The sequence below is a fragment of the Rhodovulum viride genome (assembly GCF_003265965.1).
In the GTDB taxonomy this organism is placed as follows: domain Bacteria; phylum Pseudomonadota; class Alphaproteobacteria; order Rhodobacterales; family Rhodobacteraceae; genus Rhodovulum; species Rhodovulum kholense.
Genome location: NZ_MUAV01000013.1, coordinates 94,886 through 114,442 on the forward strand (window position 1 = coordinate 94,886; position 19,557 = coordinate 114,442).

21 protein-coding genes and 1 riboswitch are annotated in these 19,557 nt (G+C 67.4%); of the genes, 18 read left to right on the forward strand and 3 right to left on the reverse strand.

Annotated elements, in window-relative coordinates:
- Positions 1-4 precede the first annotated feature (4 nt).
- The gene (gene fabB, locus BYZ73_RS12470) at positions 5-1,234 is read right to left on the reverse strand and encodes a beta-ketoacyl-ACP synthase I (protein ID WP_112316203.1); all 1,230 of its coding nucleotides are present in this window, start codon (positions 1,232-1,234) and stop codon (positions 5-7) included.
- 23 nt (positions 1,235-1,257) lie between these two features.
- Positions 1,258-1,767 carry a bifunctional 3-hydroxydecanoyl-ACP dehydratase/trans-2-decenoyl-ACP isomerase gene (fabA, locus tag BYZ73_RS12475; protein ID WP_112316204.1) on the reverse strand — a complete coding sequence of 170 codons (510 nt, stop codon included), beginning with the start codon at positions 1,765-1,767 and terminating at the stop codon, positions 1,258-1,260.
- A gap of 158 nt (positions 1,768-1,925) precedes the next feature.
- Here fabA and irr point away from each other — a divergent pair, with 158 nt between their 5' ends.
- Complete coding sequence (gene irr / locus BYZ73_RS12480) at positions 1,926-2,366, forward strand: Fur family transcriptional regulator Irr (RefSeq protein ID WP_108023795.1); 441 nt, start codon at positions 1,926-1,928, stop codon at positions 2,364-2,366.
- Between the two features lie 115 nt (positions 2,367-2,481).
- Here irr and BYZ73_RS12485 read toward each other — a convergent pair whose 3' ends face one another.
- Positions 2,482-3,354, reverse strand: a complete 873-nt coding sequence (locus tag BYZ73_RS12485) for a hypothetical protein (protein WP_245943136.1) — start codon at positions 3,352-3,354, stop codon at positions 2,482-2,484.
- A gap of 148 nt (positions 3,355-3,502) precedes the next feature.
- On the opposite strand from BYZ73_RS12485, the gene miaB reads away from it, so the two are divergent.
- The 17 genes from miaB to BYZ73_RS12570 all read left to right on the forward strand — a co-directional run bounded on the left by miaB (position 3,503) and on the right by BYZ73_RS12570 (position 19,496).
- The gene (miaB, locus tag BYZ73_RS12490; protein WP_112316205.1) at positions 3,503-4,837 is read left to right on the forward strand and encodes a tRNA (N6-isopentenyl adenosine(37)-C2)-methylthiotransferase MiaB; all 1,335 of its coding nucleotides are present in this window, start codon (positions 3,503-3,505) and stop codon (positions 4,835-4,837) included.
- Between the two features lie 245 nt (positions 4,838-5,082).
- Complete coding sequence (locus BYZ73_RS12495) at positions 5,083-6,099, forward strand: PhoH family protein (RefSeq protein WP_425451090.1); 1,017 nt, start codon at positions 5,083-5,085, stop codon at positions 6,097-6,099.
- Between the two features lie 54 nt (positions 6,100-6,153).
- Positions 6,154-6,654 (forward strand): rRNA maturation RNase YbeY, encoded by a 501-nt coding sequence (gene ybeY / locus BYZ73_RS12500; RefSeq protein ID WP_108023789.1) that lies wholly within the window; start codon positions 6,154-6,156, stop codon positions 6,652-6,654.
- Between the two features lie 37 nt (positions 6,655-6,691).
- Entirely contained in the window at positions 6,692-7,597 is a 906-nt protein-coding gene (locus tag BYZ73_RS12505; RefSeq protein ID WP_108023786.1) for a hemolysin family protein, read from the forward strand.
- A 5-nt stretch (positions 7,598-7,602) separates the two neighbouring features.
- On the forward strand, positions 7,603-9,111 hold the full coding sequence (gene lnt / locus BYZ73_RS12510; protein ID WP_112316207.1) for an apolipoprotein N-acyltransferase: 1,509 nt from the start codon (positions 7,603-7,605) through the stop codon (positions 9,109-9,111).
- A gap of 41 nt (positions 9,112-9,152) precedes the next feature.
- Positions 9,153-9,202, forward strand: a riboswitch (SAM-SAH riboswitch).
- Between the two features lie 7 nt (positions 9,203-9,209).
- The gene (gene metK / locus BYZ73_RS12515) at positions 9,210-10,376 is read left to right on the forward strand and encodes a methionine adenosyltransferase (RefSeq protein WP_108023782.1); all 1,167 of its coding nucleotides are present in this window, start codon (positions 9,210-9,212) and stop codon (positions 10,374-10,376) included.
- Between the two features lie 138 nt (positions 10,377-10,514).
- Positions 10,515-11,264, forward strand: coding sequence for a tRNA (guanosine(46)-N7)-methyltransferase TrmB (trmB, locus tag BYZ73_RS12520; RefSeq protein WP_112316230.1), 750 nt, complete (start codon positions 10,515-10,517; stop codon positions 11,262-11,264).
- A 143-nt stretch (positions 11,265-11,407) separates the two neighbouring features.
- A complete protein-coding gene (locus tag BYZ73_RS12525; protein ID WP_108023780.1) occupies positions 11,408-12,466 on the forward strand; it encodes an amidohydrolase family protein in 1,059 nt (352 codons plus the stop codon).
- Positions 12,467-12,579: 113 nt separating this feature from the next.
- Positions 12,580-13,932 carry a 3-phosphoshikimate 1-carboxyvinyltransferase gene (gene aroA / locus BYZ73_RS12530; RefSeq protein ID WP_112316208.1) on the forward strand — a complete coding sequence of 451 codons (1,353 nt, stop codon included), beginning with the start codon at positions 12,580-12,582 and terminating at the stop codon, positions 13,930-13,932.
- A complete protein-coding gene (locus BYZ73_RS12535) occupies positions 13,929-14,333 on the forward strand; it encodes a GFA family protein (RefSeq protein ID WP_112316209.1) in 405 nt (134 codons plus the stop codon). The genes aroA and BYZ73_RS12535 overlap by 4 nt, the downstream gene beginning before the upstream one ends.
- A complete protein-coding gene (locus tag BYZ73_RS12540; RefSeq protein WP_112316210.1) occupies positions 14,330-14,941 on the forward strand; it encodes a (d)CMP kinase in 612 nt (203 codons plus the stop codon). Before BYZ73_RS12535 ends, BYZ73_RS12540 begins: the two co-directional genes overlap by 4 nt.
- 411 nt (positions 14,942-15,352) lie before the next feature.
- A complete protein-coding gene (locus tag BYZ73_RS12545; protein ID WP_108023772.1) occupies positions 15,353-15,586 on the forward strand; it encodes a hypothetical protein in 234 nt (77 codons plus the stop codon).
- 258 nt (positions 15,587-15,844) lie between these two features.
- Positions 15,845-17,527 carry a 30S ribosomal protein S1 gene (gene rpsA / locus BYZ73_RS12550; RefSeq protein ID WP_112316211.1) on the forward strand — a complete coding sequence of 561 codons (1,683 nt, stop codon included), beginning with the start codon at positions 15,845-15,847 and terminating at the stop codon, positions 17,525-17,527.
- A 283-nt stretch (positions 17,528-17,810) separates the two neighbouring features.
- A complete protein-coding gene (ihfB, locus tag BYZ73_RS12555; RefSeq protein ID WP_075786777.1) occupies positions 17,811-18,092 on the forward strand; it encodes an integration host factor subunit beta in 282 nt (93 codons plus the stop codon).
- Positions 18,093-18,108: 16 nt separating this feature from the next.
- The gene (locus BYZ73_RS12560) at positions 18,109-18,471 is read left to right on the forward strand and encodes a lipopolysaccharide assembly protein LapA domain-containing protein (protein WP_108023769.1); all 363 of its coding nucleotides are present in this window, start codon (positions 18,109-18,111) and stop codon (positions 18,469-18,471) included.
- Positions 18,472-18,480: 9 nt separating this feature from the next.
- Complete coding sequence (locus BYZ73_RS12565; protein ID WP_112316212.1) at positions 18,481-19,137, forward strand: phosphoribosylanthranilate isomerase; 657 nt, start codon at positions 18,481-18,483, stop codon at positions 19,135-19,137.
- A complete protein-coding gene (locus BYZ73_RS12570; RefSeq protein ID WP_108023765.1) occupies positions 19,134-19,496 on the forward strand; it encodes a hypothetical protein in 363 nt (120 codons plus the stop codon). The genes BYZ73_RS12565 and BYZ73_RS12570 overlap by 4 nt, the downstream gene beginning before the upstream one ends.
- The last annotated feature ends 61 nt before the right edge of the window (positions 19,497-19,557 follow it).

Sequence of the window (19,557 nt, forward strand, 5' to 3'; positions counted from 1 at the left end):
AAGATCATCCGTGATATTTGCTCATCACCAGGGTCGCGTTGGTGCCGCCGAACCCGAAACTGTTCGACAGCACGCTGTCGATCTCGATACCGTCGCGCAGCTCGGTCACGATCTCGCCCGGCCGGATCTCGGGGTCGAGTTCGGTGACATTCGCCGAAGCCGCCATGAACCCTTTCTGCATCATGATCAGCGAGTAGATCGCCTCATGGACGCCGGTCGCGCCCAGGCTGTGCCCGGTCAGCGACTTGGTCGAGCCGATAGGCGGCGCGCCGCTTTCGCCGAAGACCTCGCGCACGCCCTTGACCTCGACGATGTCGCCCGCGACGGTCGAGGTGCCGTGGGCGTTGATGTAGTCGATCCGGCGGCCTTCGGGCAGAGTTTCCAGGGCCAGCTTCATCGAGCGCACACCGCCCTCGCCCGAGGGGGCGACCATGTCGTAGCCGTCCGAGGTTGCGCCGTAGCCGGTCACTTCGGCATAGATCGTGGCGCCCCGGGCCTTGGCGTGTTCCAGCTCTTCCAGCACCACGACCCCGCCGCCGCCGGCGATCACGAAGCCGTCGCGGGTCGCGTCGAACGGGCGCGAGGCGGTTTCTGGGGTGTCGTTGTATTTCGACGACATCGCGTTCATCGCGTCGAAGAGGCAGGACAGCGTCCAGTCGACCTCTTCGCCGCCGCCCGCGAAGACCACGTCCTGCTTGCCCATCTGGATCAGCTCGGTGCCATTGCCGATGCAATGCGCCGAGGTCGAGCAGGCCGAGGTGATCGAGTAGTTCACGCCCTTGATCTTGAAGGGCGTGGCGAGACAGGCCGAGTTGGTCGAGGACATGCAGCGGGTGACCATGAACGGGCCCATCCGCTTGGGGCTGCCCTTTTCCTTGACGGTCTTGTGGGCCACGAAGAAATTCGCGGTCGACGGCCCGCCCGAGCCCATGATCAGCCCGGTGCGCGGGTTCGACACCTCGTCCGGTTCAAGCCCGGCATCGGCGATGGCCTGTTCCATGGCAAGGAAGTTGTAGGCCGCGCCCGCGCCCATAAAGCGCAGCTGACGCTTGTCGATCGAGGCTTCCAGATCGATCTGCGGGATGCCCGCGACCTGGCTGCGGAAGCCGTTTTCGGCATAGACGGGTTCGAAGCGGATGCCAGAGCGGCCGGCGCGCAGGGACGCCTCGACCTCGGCGGTGGAATTGCCGATGGGCGAGATGATGCCCATGCCCGTGATGACGACGCGGCGCATGGCGGTCTCCTTTCTAAGATGGATCAGCTTTCAGACAGAGCGACCTTCATGTCCTTGACATGATAAATCGTTTCGCCATCGGCCTCGACCCTGCCATCGGCCACACCCATCGTCAGCCGACGGGTCTGGATGGCCTTTGTGAAATCGACGAAATAGCGGATCAGCTTGCGCTCGGGGCGGACCATGCCGGTCAGCTTGACCTCGCCCACGCCCAGCGCATAGCCGCGGCCTTTCCAGCCGCGCCAGCCGAGATTGAAGCCGGTCAGCTGCCAGAGCCCGTCGAGCCCGAGGCAGCCCGGCATGATCGGGTTGCCGGGGAAATGGCACGAAAAGAACCACAGGTCCGGATGGATATCGAACTCTGCCACGACATGCCCCTTGCCGTGCTCGCCGCCTTCGGCGCTGATGTCGGTGATGCGGTCCATCATCAGCATGGGCGGTTCCGGCAGCTGCGCGTTGCCGGGGCCGAACAGCTCTCCCCGCGCGCATTTCAGGAGGTCGTCCTTGTCGAAGCTCGTCGGAAAATCGGTCATACGGGACCCGTCCCCCCCTTTGGATTGGCCTGTTTCGCGTCCCGCCCCCTCTATCACCGCGCCTTGCGAAGTGGCAATAGTGCCCCGATGCCGCGCCAAAGCGTCGCTGCAGATCAGAATCATTTGAATTACAGGGTTGATCGCACCATATATCGCCCATGGCACAGCTGAATGAAAACCCCAATAATCCCGACGCCATCGAGCGCGGCAGCCGCTGGCTTTCCAAGGCCGGTCTGCGCCCGACCCGTCAGCGGGTGAGCCTTGCCTCGCTGCTGATCGGCGACGGCAACAACCGCCACGTCACGGCGGAAACGCTGTACGCGGCGTCCTGCGCGACCGGCGAGAAGGTGTCGCTGGCGACGGTTTACAACACGCTTCGGGCCTTCTGCGATGCAGGCCTGATGCAGGAAGTCATGGTCGACGGGACGAAAAGCTATTTCGATACCCGGGTCGACGACCATCCGCACTTCTTCTGGGAAGACGAGCACCGGCTGAGCGATGCCCCGGCGGGCGAGCTGGAAATCGCCAAGCTTCCCAAAGCCCCCGAAGGCGCCGAGATCTCGAAGATCGACGTCGTGATCCGGCTGCGGCGGATCTGACCCCGAAGCCGCTTCCGCAAGGAAGCGGCGACGAAAAGGACATATGGTGTCCGGGAAAGGGGTCTTTCCCGGGCTCTTTGTTTTGCGGCTGCCCGGGGGACGCGTCCACCGGGTCTCAGAACCACTGCCCGGGTTCCATCAGCCCCAGATCCATCAGTTGCTGGGACTCCCAGCGAAACGCGTCCGACATCGGCCAGCGGAAATGCGCGATCTCGAACCGCGAGCCGGGATTGGTGCGCAGCGCCTTGGCGGCCCGGAACGAACAGATCGCTGCCGTCAGGTTGTTGTGCCAGGGGCAGGCATAGGTATTCATCTCGGGCTCGCTCAGAAGATGCCCGTCAAGCAGCCGCAGCCCCGGCCGCGCGCGAAACAGGCCGATCCGGTCGATTCGCCGCCGGTCCTCTGGGATGTGTTCCTCGAACCGCCAGCGCAGCCCGCCGAAGAAGTCGAGTTGCCGCTCGAGCACCCGGCCGGTCGCAGGATCGGTTCGGAGCTGGGCGAAATAGCCCGTGCGGTCCAGCATGGCGCCGTCGCGCGAGACCCCGTTGGGGCACTGCTCGAGATCGGCGGCATAGAGATCGACCACATAGGTCAGCATCGCCTCGCGCCGCTCTTCGATATGGAAGGCCAGCATCTCGCCGATGCTGCGGGTCTCGCAGAAGGGGAAGAACAGGTATTCGGCATTATAGCAGTAATGCAGCCAGGCCCCGGGTGCTGCGGCGATCACCGCATTGACGGCCCGGGGCAGGGCACCCTCGGCCAGGGTGTCGTAGGTCACGCGGTGCACCCGCTCTGCCGCACCGGGCGCCAGATCCAGCCCCTCGGGCGTGAACAGGACCAGCGTGCCGAAGCCTAGTGCATCGAGATGGTCGACGGTGCTTTCGACCTCGATCTCGTCCTCGACGAAGATCAGCGCGACCGGGCGCGGGCCCAGCGCGCCCCGCGCCCGTCCCAGGAACTGTGCCAGCCCCGCATATTGCCCCGCCATGGCGGTCCTCCTCGGCCTTGAGCGCAGGGTCGGGCAGGGCGCGCCCATATGCAAGCGGGATGCAAGCGTTGCGGCCCGCGCCCGGTTTCGTGTAGGACAGCGCGCAACCGACCCGGCAGACCGGTCCGCAGACCGGAAGGACGCGCGCATGACCTCCCCCACTCCTCCGACCCGCAAGCTGTTCATCCGGACCTATGGCTGTCAGATGAACGTCTATGACAGCGAACGGATGGCCGAGGCGCTGGGCCCGTCGGGATATGAACTGACGGACAGCGCCGAGGGCGCCGACCTGATCCTGCTGAACACCTGCCATATTCGCGAAAAGGCGGCAGAGAAGGTCTATTCCGAACTCGGGCGGCTTCGGGCGCTGAAGGCGGAAAACCCCGACCTGAAGATCGGTGTGGCGGGCTGCGTCGCCCAGGCCGAGGGCGAGGAGATCCTGCGCCGCCAGCCGCTGGTCGATCTGGTGGTGGGGCCGCAAAGCTATCACCGCCTGCCCGAGCTCGAGGCGCGGGCGCGCGGCGGGGCCAAGGCGCTCGATACCGATTTCCCCGAGGAAGACAAGTTCGACCGGCTGGGCGGGCGGGCGAAGGCACAGCGCGGCCCGACCGCCTTCCTGACCGTGCAGGAGGGCTGCGACAAGTTCTGTGCCTTCTGCGTGGTGCCCTATACGCGCGGCGCCGAGGCCTCGCGCCCGGCGGCGCAGGTGCTGGCCGAGGCCCGCGATCTGGCGGAACGGGGCGTGCGCGAGATCACCCTGCTGGGCCAGAACGTCAATGCCTATCACGGCGCCGGTCCCGACGGGGACTGGGGGCTGGCCCGGCTGATCCGCGAGCTGGCCGCGATCGACGGGATCGACCGCCTGCGCTATACCACCTCGCATCCGAACGACATGTCGGACGACCTGATCGCCGCCCATGGCGAGGTGCCCGAACTGATGCCCTATCTGCATCTGCCGGTGCAGTCGGGGTCCGACCGGATGCTGAAGGCGATGAACCGCAAGCACACGGCCGAGGACTACCTGCGCCTGGTCGAGCGCGTCCGCGCGGCCCGTCCCGACATCCTGATGTCGGGCGATTTCATCGTCGGTTTCCCGGGCGAGACCGAGGCCGATTTCGAGGACACGCTGGCGCTGGTGCGCGCGGTGAATTACGGCCAGTGCTATTCCTTCAAGTATTCGCCCCGCCCCGGCACCCCTGCGGCCGAGCGCGATCAGATCGACGAGGACGTCAAGACCGACCGGCTGCTGCGGCTGCAGGCACTGTTGACCGACCAGCAGGTGGCGGCGCAGGCGGCGATGGTCGGGCGCCGGGTCGGCGTCCTGTTCGAGAAGGCCGGGCGGATGCCGGGCCAGCTTGTCGGGAAGTCCGATCACCTGCAGGCGGTTCATGTCGAGGCGCCCGAGGCGCTTCTGGGCCGGATCGCCGAGGTGGCGATCACCGGAACGGCGCCGAACTCGCTGGCGGGCGTCCTGGCGGGGTGAGACGCGCGAGGTCGGAGCGCGCCGCAGAAGACGGCCGGGAACCGATCCGGCCGTTTCCCGGTTCGGTCAGTGCGAAGCCAAGTCCGGGCAAGGCGCGCAGGCGCGTTCTGCACAAGCCCTGGTCGCCGCGCACGCGGGGTTAGGTCTTTTTTGTTTCAACGAGGTGAAACATCGCAGCTATCGCTTGCGCCATGACCGGGGCGTTGGCACCATATATGCACGGGATTCAACCGACGGAGTCTTTATTGGGCATCAGCGCTCTGACCCCCCCGCCGAAGGTCGAAGACGTCCACGAGACGTTTCTCGAGTTTCCGGACAACCGCCTTCTGATCGACCTTTGCGGTGAATTCGACCGCAATCTCGCGCAGATCGAGCACAAGCTCGGCGTTCATATCCTCCGACGGGGCAACCGGCTGGCGATCGTTGGCGAAGGCGCGGCGCGCGGGCAGGCGGCGATGGTGCTGCAACAGCTTTACGCCAGGCTCGAGGGCGGCAAGCCGCTTGAGGCGGGCGATGTCGACGGGGCGCTCCGGCTGGGCGATTCCGCTGCGGGCACGGGTTCGCGGGCGGGCGACCAGCTGGAGATGTTCCATGGCGGGCGGACCGAGGTCCATACCCGCAAGAAGATGGTCGAGCCGCGGACCGAGGCGCAGAAGGCCTATGTGAAGGCGCTGTTCGAGAACGAGCTTTGCTTCGGGATCGGACCGGCCGGGACCGGCAAGACCTATATCGCGGTCGCGGTCGCGGTGAACATGTTCATCGGCGGCCATGTCGACCGCATCATCCTCAGCCGTCCCGCGGTCGAGGCGGGCGAGAGGCTGGGCTTTCTGCCCGGCGACATGAAGGAGAAGGTCGACCCCTACATGCAGCCGCTTTACGACGCGCTGCACGATTTTCTGCCGGGGCGCCAACTGGCCAAGCTGATCGAGGAGAAGCGGATCGAGATCGCGCCGCTTGCCTTCATGCGTGGCCGCACGCTGGCCAATGCCTTCGTGGTGCTCGACGAGGCGCAGAACGCGACCACCATGCAGATGAAGATGTTCCTGACCCGTCTGGGCGAGGGCAGCCGCATGGTCATCACCGGCGACCGCAGCCAGGTCGACCTGCCGCGGGGCGTGTCGAGCGGGCTCGCCGATGCGGAACGGCTATTGAAGGACATCGACAACATCTCGTTCAACTATTTCACCGCAAAGGATGTGGTGCGGCACCCTCTGGTGGCCCGGATCATCGAAGCCTACGACGCCGACGACGCGAAAGCCTGATACGGTCGCGAACGCCCTGTAACGCCGCCCGGTTTCGCTGTAGACGACGCGTCCATGAGCATCGAGATTCTCTTCGAGGACGACCGCTGGGCCGCCGCCGGGCTGGCGCGACTGGCCGAGAGTGCCTGCCGCGAGACACTGACGCATCTGGGGTTCGATCCCGAGATCCACGAGATCAGCGTGCTGGCCTGCGACGATGCGCGCATCGCCACCCTGAACGCCGAGTTCCGCGACAAGTCCGCGCCGACCAACGTGCTGTCCTGGCCCGCCGAGGATCTGGCGGCCGAGGAGGACGGCGAGGCGCCGCTGCCGCCCGAGCCGGATCTTGAGGGCGAGCCTGTGGAGCTTGGCGATATCGCCATCGCCTGGGAGACCTGCGCCCGCGAGGCCCGCGAGCAGGGCAAGGCGTTTCATGATCATGTAACGCATCTGATGGTACACGGATGCCTGCATCTGTTGGGATACGACCACATCCGTCCGCGGGATGCCGCCCGGATGGAGGGGATCGAGGTGGAAATACTTGCCAAACTCGGTCTGGCGGACCCATATGATTGAGGCGGGCCAAAATGCCCGGGAGTTTCGGTAAGGATTGATGGGCGACGAGACGGACGGGTCGTCTAGGGCCGCGCAAGGCGCGCTAGACACCGACAATCTGGACAGCCGCGGCCTTCTGGGCCGGCTGGTGGCGGCGATCCTGCCTGCAGGCGCCGAAGAGTCCGAAGAGGGCGCAGACCACGCCGTGGCCAACGGGACCGCGCGACCGGCCTTGACCCATGGCATCGGCAACCTCGCCAAGATGCGGGTCGAGGACGTGGCGATTCCCAAGGCCGAGATCGACGCCGTGCCGCTCGACATCTCGATGGAGGATCTCGTGCAGGTCTTCCGCGAGTCCGGGCTGACCCGGCTGCCGGTCTATGACGGCACGCTGGATTCGCCCATCGGCATGGTACACCTCAAGGATTTTGCCCTGCGCCACGGGTTCAACGGCAAGGACACGCCCTTCGTTCTGAAGGACATGATCCGCCCGCTGCTGTATGCGCCGCCCTCGATGCCGATCGGGGTGCTCTTGCAGAAGATGCAGAGCCAGCGGATGCACATGGCGCTGGTGATCGACGAATATGGCGGGGTCGACGGTCTGGTGACCATCGAGGATCTGATCGAGCAGGTCGTCGGCGAGATCGAGGACGAGCACGACATCGACGAAGGCACGCTCTGGACCGTCGAGAAGCCCGGGATCTATCTGGTGCAGGCCCGCGCGCCGCTCGATGCCTTCGAGGACGAGATCGGCCTGCGGCTGCTCGATGCCGAGGAAGAGGAAGAGGTCGATTCGCTGGGGGGGCTGATCTTCATGATGATCGGCCGGGTGCCGACGCGCGGAGAGGTGATCCGCCATGCCTCGGGCGCCGAGTTCGAGGTGGTCGATGCCGATCCGCGCCGGATCAAGCGGCTGCGGGTGCGTCTGCCTGCGGTGACCGCCGCCGCCGCGGCTTCTGCCTGACCCGAATGCGGGCCGGTCCGTTCCGCCGGGTGCTGGCCCGGCCTGCCTGGGCGGCCTTCGGGCTGGGGTTGGGCCTTGCTCTGGGCCAGGCGCCCTGGTCGCTTTGGCCGCTCGCGCTTTGCGCGCTGGCTGCGCTGATCTGGCTGGTGGCCCGTGCGGAAACGCCCGGCCGTGCGGCGCGGATCGCCTGGGCGGGCGGTGCGGGCCAGTTCGCGCTGGCACTGTCCTGGATCGTCGATCCCTTCCTTGTCGATATCCGCCATGACGGCTGGATGGCGCCCTTTGCGCTGATCTTGATGGCCGGGGGGCTCGCGCTCTTCTGGGGCGCGGCCGGGGCTTTTGCCGGATGGGCGGGGCGCGGCACGCGCGGCCGGGCGATGGCTTTGGTGCTTGCGCTGTCGGCGGCGGAACTGGCGCGCGGCTATGTGCTGACCGGCTTTCCCTGGGCGCTTCCCGGCCATGTCTGGATCGGGGCGCCGCAGATGCAGCTGGCAGCACTCACCGGGCAATACGGGCTGACCCTCGTCACGCTTTTCATCGCGGCCCTGCCGGTCCTGCTGCCGGTCGGGCCGGGCCGGAGCCTGGGCGCAGGGCTCGCTGTGGCAGCGGTGGCGGGGCTCGGGCTGTGGGGCGCGGCGCGCGAGGCGGCTCCGGTGCCGACAGAGGCCGATCCGCCGCAGGTGCGGCTGATCCAGCCCAATGCGGCGCAGCATCTGAAATGGCGCCGCGACATGATCCCGGTCTTCTGGGAGCGCCAGCTGGCCTATACCGCCGAACCGGGCGACCCGCCGCCCGATCTGATCGTCTGGCCGGAAACCGCCGTGCCTTTCTGGCTCGAGACCGCCGGGGACGGGCTGGAGACCATCGCAGAGGCGGCGGGCGGCGTGCCGGTCGCGGCGGGCATCCAGCGGGCAGACGGGCCACTGGCCTATAACAGCCTCGCGGTGATCGGCGCGGGTGGTCGGCTTCTGGGGCTTTACGATAAGCATCATCTGGTGCCCTTCGGCGAATACATCCCCGGAGCGGCTTTGCTCGGACGGTTCGGTATCCGCGGCCTCGCGGCGAACGATGTCTATGGCTATGCGCCGGGGCCCGGGCCGCGGCTGCTCGATCTGGGCGCGCGGCTGGGGAAGGCGCTGCCGCTGATCTGCTACGAGGCGGTGTTTCCGCAGGATCTGCGCGGGACCGGGCGGCCGCGCTGGCTGTTGCAGATTACCAATGACGCCTGGTTCGGCACCAGCACCGGCCCCTATCAGCATCTGGCCCTGGCGCGGCTGCGGGCGGTCGAGACCGGGCTGCCGTTCCTGCGCGCGGCCAATACCGGGGTCTCGGCAGTGATCGACGGGCGAGGGCGGGTCTTGGCCAGCCTGCCGCTGGGTCAGCAGGGCCAGATCACCGCCCCGTTGCCCCCGGCGCTGGCCGAAACGCCCTATGCGCGCACCGGCGACTGGCCGGTCTTTCTGGTGCTTTGTCTGGGTCTGGCCGCTTTCGTCGCAACCCGCGCCCTGAAATAGACATTGATTCCTGACAGGTGGCGGCGTAAGCCCGACCGGTCGAACCGTCACAACGGCTTCCTGGCGTGGCGGGGATAGCATCAACGGAGCGCCTTTCCATGACACGTCAAAACTACGTCTTCACCTCCGAATCCGTTTCGGAAGGACACCCCGACAAGGTCTGCGACCGCATTTCCGACGCGGTTCTGGATGCCTTCCTCGCCGAGGAACCCAATGCCCGCGTCGCCTGCGAAACCTTCGCGACCTCGTCGCTTGTGGTGATCGGCGGTGAGGTCGGGCTTTCGGACAAGACCCGCCTGAAACAGCTGATGGGCTCGATCGGCGAAATCGCCCGCGAGTGCATTCGGGATATCGGCTACGAGCAGGACAAGTTCCACTGGAACACCTGCCATGTGCTGAACTTCCTGCACGAGCAGTCCGCCCATATCGCGCAAGGCGTGGACAAGGACGGCGCCGGCGACCAGGGGATCATGTTCGGTTACGCCACCGACGAGACGCCCGAACTGATGCCCGCGCCGATCCAGTACGCCCATGCGATCCTGCGGCGTCTGACCGAGGCGCGGAAATCGGGCGCCGAGCCGACGCTTCGTCCCGACGCCAAGTCGCAGCTGACCGTGCGCTACGAGCATGGCCGCCCGGTCGCGGTCGACTCGATCGTGCTCTCGACCCAGCATGCGAGCGCGGATCAGACCTCGGACGACATCCGCTCCATCGTCGAGCCTTATATCCGCGAGGTTCTGCCCGAGGGCTGGCTCCATGAGGGCACCGAATGGTGGGTCAACCCCACCGGGACCTTCGTGATCGGCGGTCCCGACGGCGATGCCGGGCTGACCGGCCGCAAGATCATCGTCGACACCTATGGCGGGGCGGCCCCCCATGGTGGCGGCGCCTTCTCGGGCAAGGACCCGACCAAGGTCGACCGCTCGGCCGCCTATGCGGCGCGCTATCTGGCGAAGAACGTGGTCGCGGCGGGGCTCGCGTCGAAATGCACGCTGCAGCTGTCCTACGCCATCGGCGTGGCCAAGCCGCTGTCGATCTATGTCGACGCCCATGGCACCGGCAAGGTGCCGGAGGCCGAGATCGAGAAGGCGGTCGGGCAGGTGATGGATCTGACCCCGCGCGGCATCCGCGAGCATCTGGGGCTGAACCGTCCGATCTATGCCCGCACCTCGGCCTATGGCCATTTCGGCCGCATGCCCGAGGAGGATGGCGGCTTCTCCTGGGAGCGCACCGATCTGGCCGAGGCGCTGAAGAAGGCGTTCTGAGGCGGGACCGCGCCGGGCCTTGCCCGGGCGCTGGATCCAGTTTTGCAGGGGGCGCGTGCCAGATGGTGCGCGCCCCTCTCGCATGACCGTTTCGCTCAGAGCTTGACCGCCGCGCGGGCGCGGCCTATGGCGCGGCCGATGAGCGACGACACCCGCAAAAGCCCCGACCAGACCTCCGGCCCCACCGAGGGCGCGCCCGCGCGCGCCTGGCGCAATTTCTACGGTCGCCGCCATGGCAAGACCCTGCGGCAGACCCAGAAGGGCTATCTCGACAGCGATCTGGCGGCGTTGGCGCCGGGGGCGGTTGGCTGGGACGAGAACCCCGACCGCGCGCCGCTGGATCTTCAGGCGCGCTTCGGCGACCGCGAGGTCTGGCTGGAAGTGGGCTTTGGCGGCGGCGAGCACATGGTGCATCAGGCTGCGACCCACCCCGAGGCGGCGATCATCGGCTGCGAGCCCTTCATCAATGGCGTCGCGATGCTTCTGGGCAAGATCCGCGAGGCCGGGGTCGACAATCTGGCGGTGCATCCGGGCGATGCACGCGATCTCTTCGACGTGCTGCCCGAGGCCAGCATCTCGCGCGCCTTTCTGCTGTATCCCGACCCCTGGCCGAAGGCGCGCCATCACCGGCGGCGCTTTGTTACACCGGAATTCCTGGAGCCGCTGGCTCGGGTGCTGAAACCGGGCAGCGCGTTCCGGGTCGCAACCGACATTCCGGATTATGTGCGCCAGACGCTGGTCGAGGTCCCGAAGGCGGGGTTCGAGTGGCTGGCCGAGTGCCCAGAGGACTGGCGCGCGCCCTGGGACGACTGGATTTCGACCCGCTACGAACAAAAGGCGCTGCGCGAGGGGCGGGTGCCGCATTACCTGACCTTCCGCCGGCGCTAAGCCGTTGCGGCCCCGCCCCGGGCGCCGCGCGCCGGGGCAGGGTCGCGTCAGGGTATTTGGACCAAGAAGAAGCCCGCAAGCGATCCGGGCAGGGGCCGCCGGCAGGGGCCGGAGCGCCGTCGCCGGACGCGGAAGGGGACGTCATGTCCGATATCCGGATCACCAACTGCCACATCCACACCTTCACCGCCGCCCATGCGCCGCTTTACTATCCGGCGCCGCCGGTCGCCGCGATCCGGGCCTGGCCGGGGCTGTTGCACGGGTTGCGCCAGGCGGCACGGTTGCAGCCCTGGGAAGGGGCCCATGAGGCGGTCCTGCAGCTTGATCATTTCCGCAAGACCGGTTGTCGCGAAAGCCAGCGCGCCGTGTTTCTCGAGGCGCTGCGGCACTATCCGGCCAGCGCGCGCTTCGTCGTTCTGCCGATGGATCTGGAATATTGCGGCCACGGGCCGGTGCCGGTCGGGCTGGAGGCCCAGCATCGCGAGCTTTACGACCTGAGCCGCGACCCCGAGCTGGGGCATCGGGTCATTCCCTTCGCCACCCTCCATCCCGATCGGCCGGGCGCGGTCGCCGAGCTTCGGCGCTGTCTGGACGAGTATGGCTTCCGGGGGGTGAAGATCTACCCCCGGCTCGGTTATGCCCCGAGCCACGAGATCCTGATGCGCGAGGTCTATCCGCTGTGCGTCGAGCGCGGGCTGCCAGTCGTCTCGCATTGTTCGCGCGGGGGCGTGCGGCACCGGCGCTGGACCCCGGCCCGGGCGGATGCGGTGACCGATCCGGCGGCGCATGTGCCCGTGCTGCGCGCCTTTCCCGAGCTCAGGCTGTGCCTGGCGCATTTCGGCGGCGATACGGACTGGCTGTCTTATCTGGCCGAAGGGCTCGACCCGCTCGATCCAGAGGCGCGGCGGCGGAACTGGGTCACGCAGATCGCCGACATGATCGAGGGCGGGGCCTATCCCAATCTCTACACCGACGTTTCCTACACGGTCTTCAAGGTCCCCGCCTGCATGCCGCTGCTGACGCTGTTCATGGAGAACGAGCAACTGGCCTCGCGCATCCTCTTCGGGTCGGATTTCTACATGCCGCGGCCGGAGGATCTGTCCGAGAAGGCGGTCTCGATCCGGCTGCGCGCGGCGCTGGGCGAGGCGCGGTTCCGCCGGATCGCCGAGACCAATCCCGAAACCTGGCTGGGCGAGCGGTAGAGGCGGGGCGGTACGGGCGGGCGACAGGGGCGGGGCGACAGGGGCGGGCGGAGGCTGGACGGCTCGGCGCGCATTGGGTAAGCCGCAGGAACCCAATCCGAGGAGCCTTCCGCATGTCCGCCCATGGCGATCCGATCCCGATGACCGCGCGCAGGTCCGGCCCGCTGAGGGGCGCGGCCGTGGTGCCCGGCGACAAGTCGATCAGCCACCGCGCGCTGATCCTGGGCGCGCTGGCGGTGGGCGAGACCCGCATTTCGGGCCTGCTCGAGGGCCAGGACGTGCTGGATACCGCGAAGGCGATGCGGGCCTTCGGCGCCGAGGTCACACATGAGGGACCCGGCGACTGGACCGTGCAGGGCGTGGGCGTGGGCGGCTTTGCCGAGCCCGCCGACGTGATCGACTGCGGCAATTCCGGCACCGGGGTGCGGCTGATCATGGGGGCGATGGCGACCTCGCCGCTGACCGCGACCTTCACTGGCGACGCCTCGCTGCGGAAACGGCCGATGGGGCGGGTGACCGAGCCCCTGGCGCTGTTCGGCACCCGCGCCGTCGGGCGGCAGGGCGGGCGGCTGCCGATGACGCTCATCGGCGCGGCCGATCCGGTGCCGGTGCGCTATGTCGTGCCGGTGCCCTCGGCGCAGGTGAAATCGGCCGTGTTGCTGGCCGGGCTGAATGCGCCGGGCGAAACCGTGGTGATCGAGCGCGAGGCGACGCGGGATCATACCGAGCGGATGCTGGCGGGCTTCGGCGCGACGCTCCGGACCGAGGAGGTGCCGGAGGGCCGGGCCATCGTGCTGACCGGTCAGCCCGAGCTGGTGCCCCAGACCATCGCCGTGCCGCGCGACCCGAGTTCGGCGGCGTTCCCTGTGGCGGCGGCGCTGATCGTCGAGGGCTCGGACGTTTTGGTGCCGGGGATCGGGCTGAACCCGACCCGGGCCGGGCTGTTCGCGACGCTGCGCGAGATGGGGGCCGATCTGGTCTATGAAAACGAACGCGAGGAGGGCGGCGAGCCGGTCGCCGATCTGCGCGCGCGGTTCTCGCCCGCGATGGCCGGGATCGAGGTGCCGCCCGAGCGCGCGCCCTCGATGATCGACGAATACCCGATTCTCGCCGTGGTTGCCGCCTTTGCCAGCGGCCCGACGATGATGCGCGGGATCGGCGAATTGCGGGTCAAGGAAAGCGACCGGATCGCGGCGATGGCCGCCGGGCTTCGGGCCTGCGGTGCCGAGGTCGAGGAGGGCGAGGACTGGATGATCGTCCATGGCATGGGCGCGGGCGGTCTGCCCGGGGGGGCGGTCTGCGCCACCCATCTCGATCACCGGATCGCGATGTCCTTTCTCTGCGCGGGACTGGCGGCGCAAAAGCCGGTCTCGGTCGACGATGCCGGGCCGATCGCAACCTCTTTCCCGATCTTCGAGGGGCTCATGGCGGCCCTCGGCGCCGAATTCGACAGGGGCGACGCATGAGCGTGACGGGCGGGTGCCTGTGCGGCGCGGTCCGCTACCGGATCGACGGGCCTCTCAGCCCGGTCGTTGCCTGCCATTGCAGCCAGTGCCGCAAGGCAAGCGGCCACCATGTCGCCTCGGCCTCGGCGCCGCGCGACAGCATCGCCGTCGCGGGCGAGCTGCGCTGGTTCGCCTCCTCGGCCCTGGCGCGGCGGGGCTTCTGTCCGGTCTGCGGGTCGAACCTGTTCTGGGACGGGCAGGGCCCCGACATGGCGATCCATGCGGGCAGCTTCGACGGCGATCCGGGGGTCCGGCTGGTCGCCCATATCTTCTGCGCCGACAAGGGTGCCTATTACGAGATCGCGGACGGGCTGCCGCAGGCCCCGGCGGGGCGGTCCGGTCTGCCGGAGGACATCGGATGAGCTTTACGGTCGCCATCGACGGTCCGGCGGCAGCGGGCAAGGGCACGATCAGCCGGGCGGTTGCCGCGCATTTCGGCTTTGCCCATCTAGACACCGGGCTGCTCTACCGGGCGGTGGGGGCGCGGATGCTGGACGGGCTCGACCCGGTCGAGGCGGCACAGACGCTCGACCCCGAGGCGCTGGAACGCAGCGACCTGCGTGCACCCGAGGTGGCCCAGGCCGCCAGCAAGGTCGCGGCGATCCCGGATGTGCGGGCGGCGCTGGTTGATTTCCAGCGCGCCTTCGCGATGCGGGCTGGTGGCGCGGTTCTGGACGGGCGCGACATCGGCACGGTGATCTGCCCCGAGGCGCCCGCCAAGCTGTTCGTCACCGCCTCGGATACCGTCCGGGCCGAAAGGCGGTTCCGCGAACTGTCGGACAAGGGCGTCGAGACCAGCCTCGAGGAGGTCCTGACCGAGATGCGCGAACGCGATGCCCGCGACAGCGCGCGTGCCGCGGCCCCGCTGCGTCCTGCGCAAGATGCGGTGATCCTCGATACCTCCCGGCTGTCCATCGACGCGGCGGTGGCGGCCGCGATCGAGACCATCCGGACCCGGCAGCAAGGCTGAACCTGGCTGGGCCGACCTGAGCCGGGCCATGCCAGTCTGGGGCGTTTGCGGAAACCTGTGGCGGATCGGCCGCAGGGCGCGCGGCGCCGTGCAAGGCAGATTGCCGAATCGGCCGATCCGTGCAATGGAACCCGCGTCCGAAACACGCAAACATGAGGGGGCGTGACATGCAGTTCACCTATCGCGCATCCCTCTGGCGATTCGGCACCTTTGCCGGCACCGGCGTATCGCAGCGAACTTATTCGCGCCGATGATCCGGTCGGCCTGATCCGTCAGGCCTGAGCCCGCACCCCTCCGACCATCCACCGTCCGGATCCCGGCCGCCCTGCGCGTTCCTTCGTCCGGACTCCCTTTTCATCACGACACCATTCAATGGGCGTCCCCGCAGGGGGAGGCCTGCGGAGACAAATCATGAACATCCTCGCAGACCGGCGGGCGGGCCGGATCGAACCGCCGATACCCATCGCGATCGTCATCGAGCAGCACGGCGCCTGGAGCGTGCTGTTCGCGGCGATCGCCGCCCTCTTCGACGGGCGCGGCCGTCCGGGCGATGCCCGGCTGGGACAGCTCGACAACCACCTGCGGCGCGACATCGGCCTGCCGCCGCTGCCGCCCCGCCGGTCCGAACCGCCGCGCTGGATGTGAAGACGGGATCGGGGCGACCAACCGCGGGCCCCCGCCCGGATGGCGTCGGGCGGGGGCTGCCCCCTTGCGGGATGTGCGAAAACCCTATATTAGAGCGCGCGTCGAAAAAGGCGAAAACGCCGGTGGCGAAGGCGAGCAGGGGTCGGACGTTCTCCGGCCCTCTTTGTTATACGGAACGGCGCCCGCACTGACCAATCCAAGACCGGCGGAGACAACCGCCCGGCCAGAAAACAGATCGTAAAGGAAACCTGAGACCACATGGCTCAAAGCGCATCCATGGAGGACTTCGAAGCCCTCCTCAACGAAAGCTTCGAAATCGACACGCCGTCCGAAGGCAGCGTTGTCCGCGGCAAGATCATCGCCATCGAGGCGGGTCAGGCCATCATCGACGTCGGCTACAAGATGGAAGGCCGCGTCGATCTGAAGGAATTCTCCAATCCGGGCGAGGCCCCCGAAGTCACCGTCGGCGATGAGGTCGAGGTCTACCTGGATCGTGTCGAAAACGCCCGGGGCGAAGCCGTCATCAGCCGTGACAAGGCCCGTCGCGAAGAAGCCTGGGACCGTCTGGAAAAAGCCTATGCCGAGGATTCCCGCGTCGAAGGCGCGATCTTCGGCCGCGTCAAGGGCGGCTTCACGGTCGACCTTGGCGGCGCCGTGGCGTTCCTGCCCGGGTCTCAGGTCGATGTGCGTCCGGTGCGCGATGCCGGCCCGCTGATGGGCCTGAAACAGCCGTTCCAGATCCTCAAGATGGACCGCCGCCGCGGCAATATCGTGGTCTCGCGCCGCGCGATCCTCGAAGAGTCCCGTGCCGAGCAGCGCGCCGAAATCATCGGCAAGCTCAACGAGGGCGATGCCGTTGACGGCGTGGTCAAGAACATCACCGAATACGGCGCCTTCGTCGATCTCGGCGGTGTCGACGGCCTGCTGCACGTCACCGACATGGCCTGGCGCCGGGTCAACCACCCGTCGGAAATCCTGTCGATCGGCGAGACCGTCAAGGTTCAGGTCATCAAGATCAACAAGGAAACCCATCGTATCAGCCTCGGCATGAAACAGCTGCAGGCCGACCCGTGGGATTCGGTCGAGCGGAAATTCCCGCTGGGCACCGTCCACAAGGGCCGCGTGACCAACATCACCGACTACGGCGCCTTCGTCGAGCTGGAGCCTGGTGTCGAGGGTCTGGTCCACGTCTCGGAAATGTCCTGGACCAAGAAGAACGTCCATCCCGGCAAGATCGTCTCGACCTCTCAGGAAGTCGACGTCATGGTGCTGGAGATCGACACCGCCAAGCGCCGCGTGTCGCTGGGCCTGAAACAGACCATGCGCAACCCGTGGGAGGTCTTCTCGGAGACCCACCCGATCGGCACCGAGGTCGAGGGCGAGGTCAAGAACATCACCGAATTCGGTCTGTTCATCGGTCTCGACAACGACATCGACGGCATGGTTCACCTCTCCGACCTCAGCTGGGACCAGCGCGGCGAAGAGGCGATCCAGGAATACCGCAAGGGCGACATGGTGCGTGCCGTGGTCACCGAGGTGGATACCGACAAGGAACGCATCTCGCTGTCGGTCAAGGCGCTTGAAGGCGACCCCTTTGCCGAAGCCGTTGGCGGCGTGAAACGCGGCTCGATCATCACCGTCACCGTGACGGCGATCGAGGATGGCGGCATCGAGGTGGAATACGAAGGCATGAAATCCTTCATCCGCCGCTCGGATCTGTCGCGTGACCGGTCCGAACAGCGCCCCGAGCGCTTCCAGGTGGGCGACCATGTCGACGTCCGCGTGACCAACATCGACACCAAGACCCGCCGTCTGGGCCTGTCGATCAAGGCGCGCGAGATCGCCGAAGAGAAGGAAGCCGTCGAACAGTATGGCAGCTCGGATTCGGGTGCCTCGCTGGGCGACATTCTGGGCGCCGCGCTGAAAGGCGAAGATCGCTGATCGCGACCCTGTGCTGAACGGGAACGGCTCCGCAACCTTTGCGGAGCCGTTCTTTTTTGCGAATCGCAGGCGCCGAGTCGCGGCTTTTGCCCGGGCGTCATCCGTGCTTGGCGAAGTCAATTCCGGATTGGCAGCCCCCGCTTTGCAACCTTGAGGTGTTTCAGGGGCTTTCACCCGTCTTTTCAATGGGTTTCTGTTTCGCAGCCGCGCATTTCGCGGCTATAGTCCGCAAGCCTCAGCTGCGCATAATCGGCAATGGCCTTGACCTAGGGACAGACATCAAATGATCCGTTCGGAATTGATCCAGAAAATTGCAGAAGAGAACCCGCATCTTTATCAGCGGGATGTCGAGAGAATTGTGAATACCATCTTCGAAGAGATCATCTCGGCCATGGCGCGGGGCGATCGGGTGGAGTTGCGCGGTTTCGGCGCGTTCTCGGTCAAGCAGCGCGACTCGCGCACCGGGCGCAATCCGCGCACCGGCGAGTCGGTGCAGGTCGACGAGAAATGCGTGCCTTTCTTCAAGACCGGCAAGCTGCTACGTGATCGGCTGAACGGAAAATAACAACCGAGTCTCCGCTATGCGCCTGATCCGCTACCTGTTTCTCGTCCTTCTCGCCATCTGCCTCGTGGTTGTGGCGACCGCCAATCTCGACCCGGTCTCGGTGACCCTGTTGCCCGGCGAACTGGCGACCTATTCCGGTTTCCAGTTCACCGCCGAGGTGCCGCTTTATGTCGTGGGCTTTGGCGGCATGCTGCTGGGCCTGCTGATCGGCTTTTTCTGGGAGTGGCTGCGCGAAAGCAAGCACCGCTCGGTTGCGTCGCGGCAGCGGCGCGAGACGGCGCGGATGCAGCGCGAGCTTGACCGGCTTCAGGCCGAAAAGCGCCGCAACGACGGGCATGACGACGTGCTGGCCCTGATCGAGAAGGGCGGCACCCGCTAGGGGCCGGCCATGTCAGACAGTATCCGGGTCAAGATCTGCGGGCTGACCTCGCCCGCCGCCGTCGAGGCTGCGGCGCGGCTGGGCGCGTCCTATCTGGGCTTCGTCTTCTTCCCCAGATCCCCCCGCCATCTGGAGATCGAGACGGCGCGCGCGCTGGCCATGGCGGTGCCGCCGGGTCTTGCCAAGGTCGCGCTGACCGTCGATGCGGACGACGCGGCGCTAGAGGCGCTGCTCGACCGCGTGCCGATCGACATGCTGCAGCTGCACGGGCACGAAAGCCCCGATCGCGTGGCCGAGCTGCGCGCCCGGTTCGGGCTGCCGGTGATGAAGGCGGTCGGCGTGGCGGACGAGGCCGATCTGCCCGCCCTGGCGGATCATGCCCGGGTCGCCGATCAGATCCTGGTCGATGCCAAGCCGCCGAAGGATGCGGCCCTGCCGGGCGGCAACGGGCTGGCCTTCGACTGGCGGCTGATCGCCGGGCGGCGCTGGCCGGTGCCGTGGATGCTGGCGGGTGGGCTCACGCCCGGCAATGTCGCCGAGGCCATCGCGCTGACCGGCGCGCAGCAGGTCGACGTGTCGTCGGGGGTCGAATCGGCCCCCGGGGTCAAGGACGAGGCCCTGATGGGCCGGTTCATCGCCGCCGCGGGCGGCAAGGAGAGAACATGAAGGGACTTCTGGGACTGATCGCGTTGCTGGCGGTGGCCGGGCTGGCTCTGGCCTTTACCAAGCCGACCGAGGCCGATTTCGAGGCCGCGCTCGAGACGCAGCTGCTGGACCGGATCGACCGTGCCGAGCCCGATACGCAAAGCAACCCGGCCAGCGCCGTTCTGCTGGCGACCTGCAAGCTTGGCCGCACCCAGTGTGCCGAGCTGATCCGGTCGATGATCTCGCTCGACTATCAGGACAAGGTGCTGTTCGCCATGGCCGACGTGTCGCTGGGCGGGCGCGAGGGCGGGGTCTGTTACGGCGCCGCGACGCGGATCTTCTGCCGCGAGACCGGAAACGGGGCCGCAAACGGGCGCTGACCCCTTGCCGCGCGCGGTCCGCGCCAGTAGGCAAGGGCGACAGACCCGCGCGGGAGGCTCC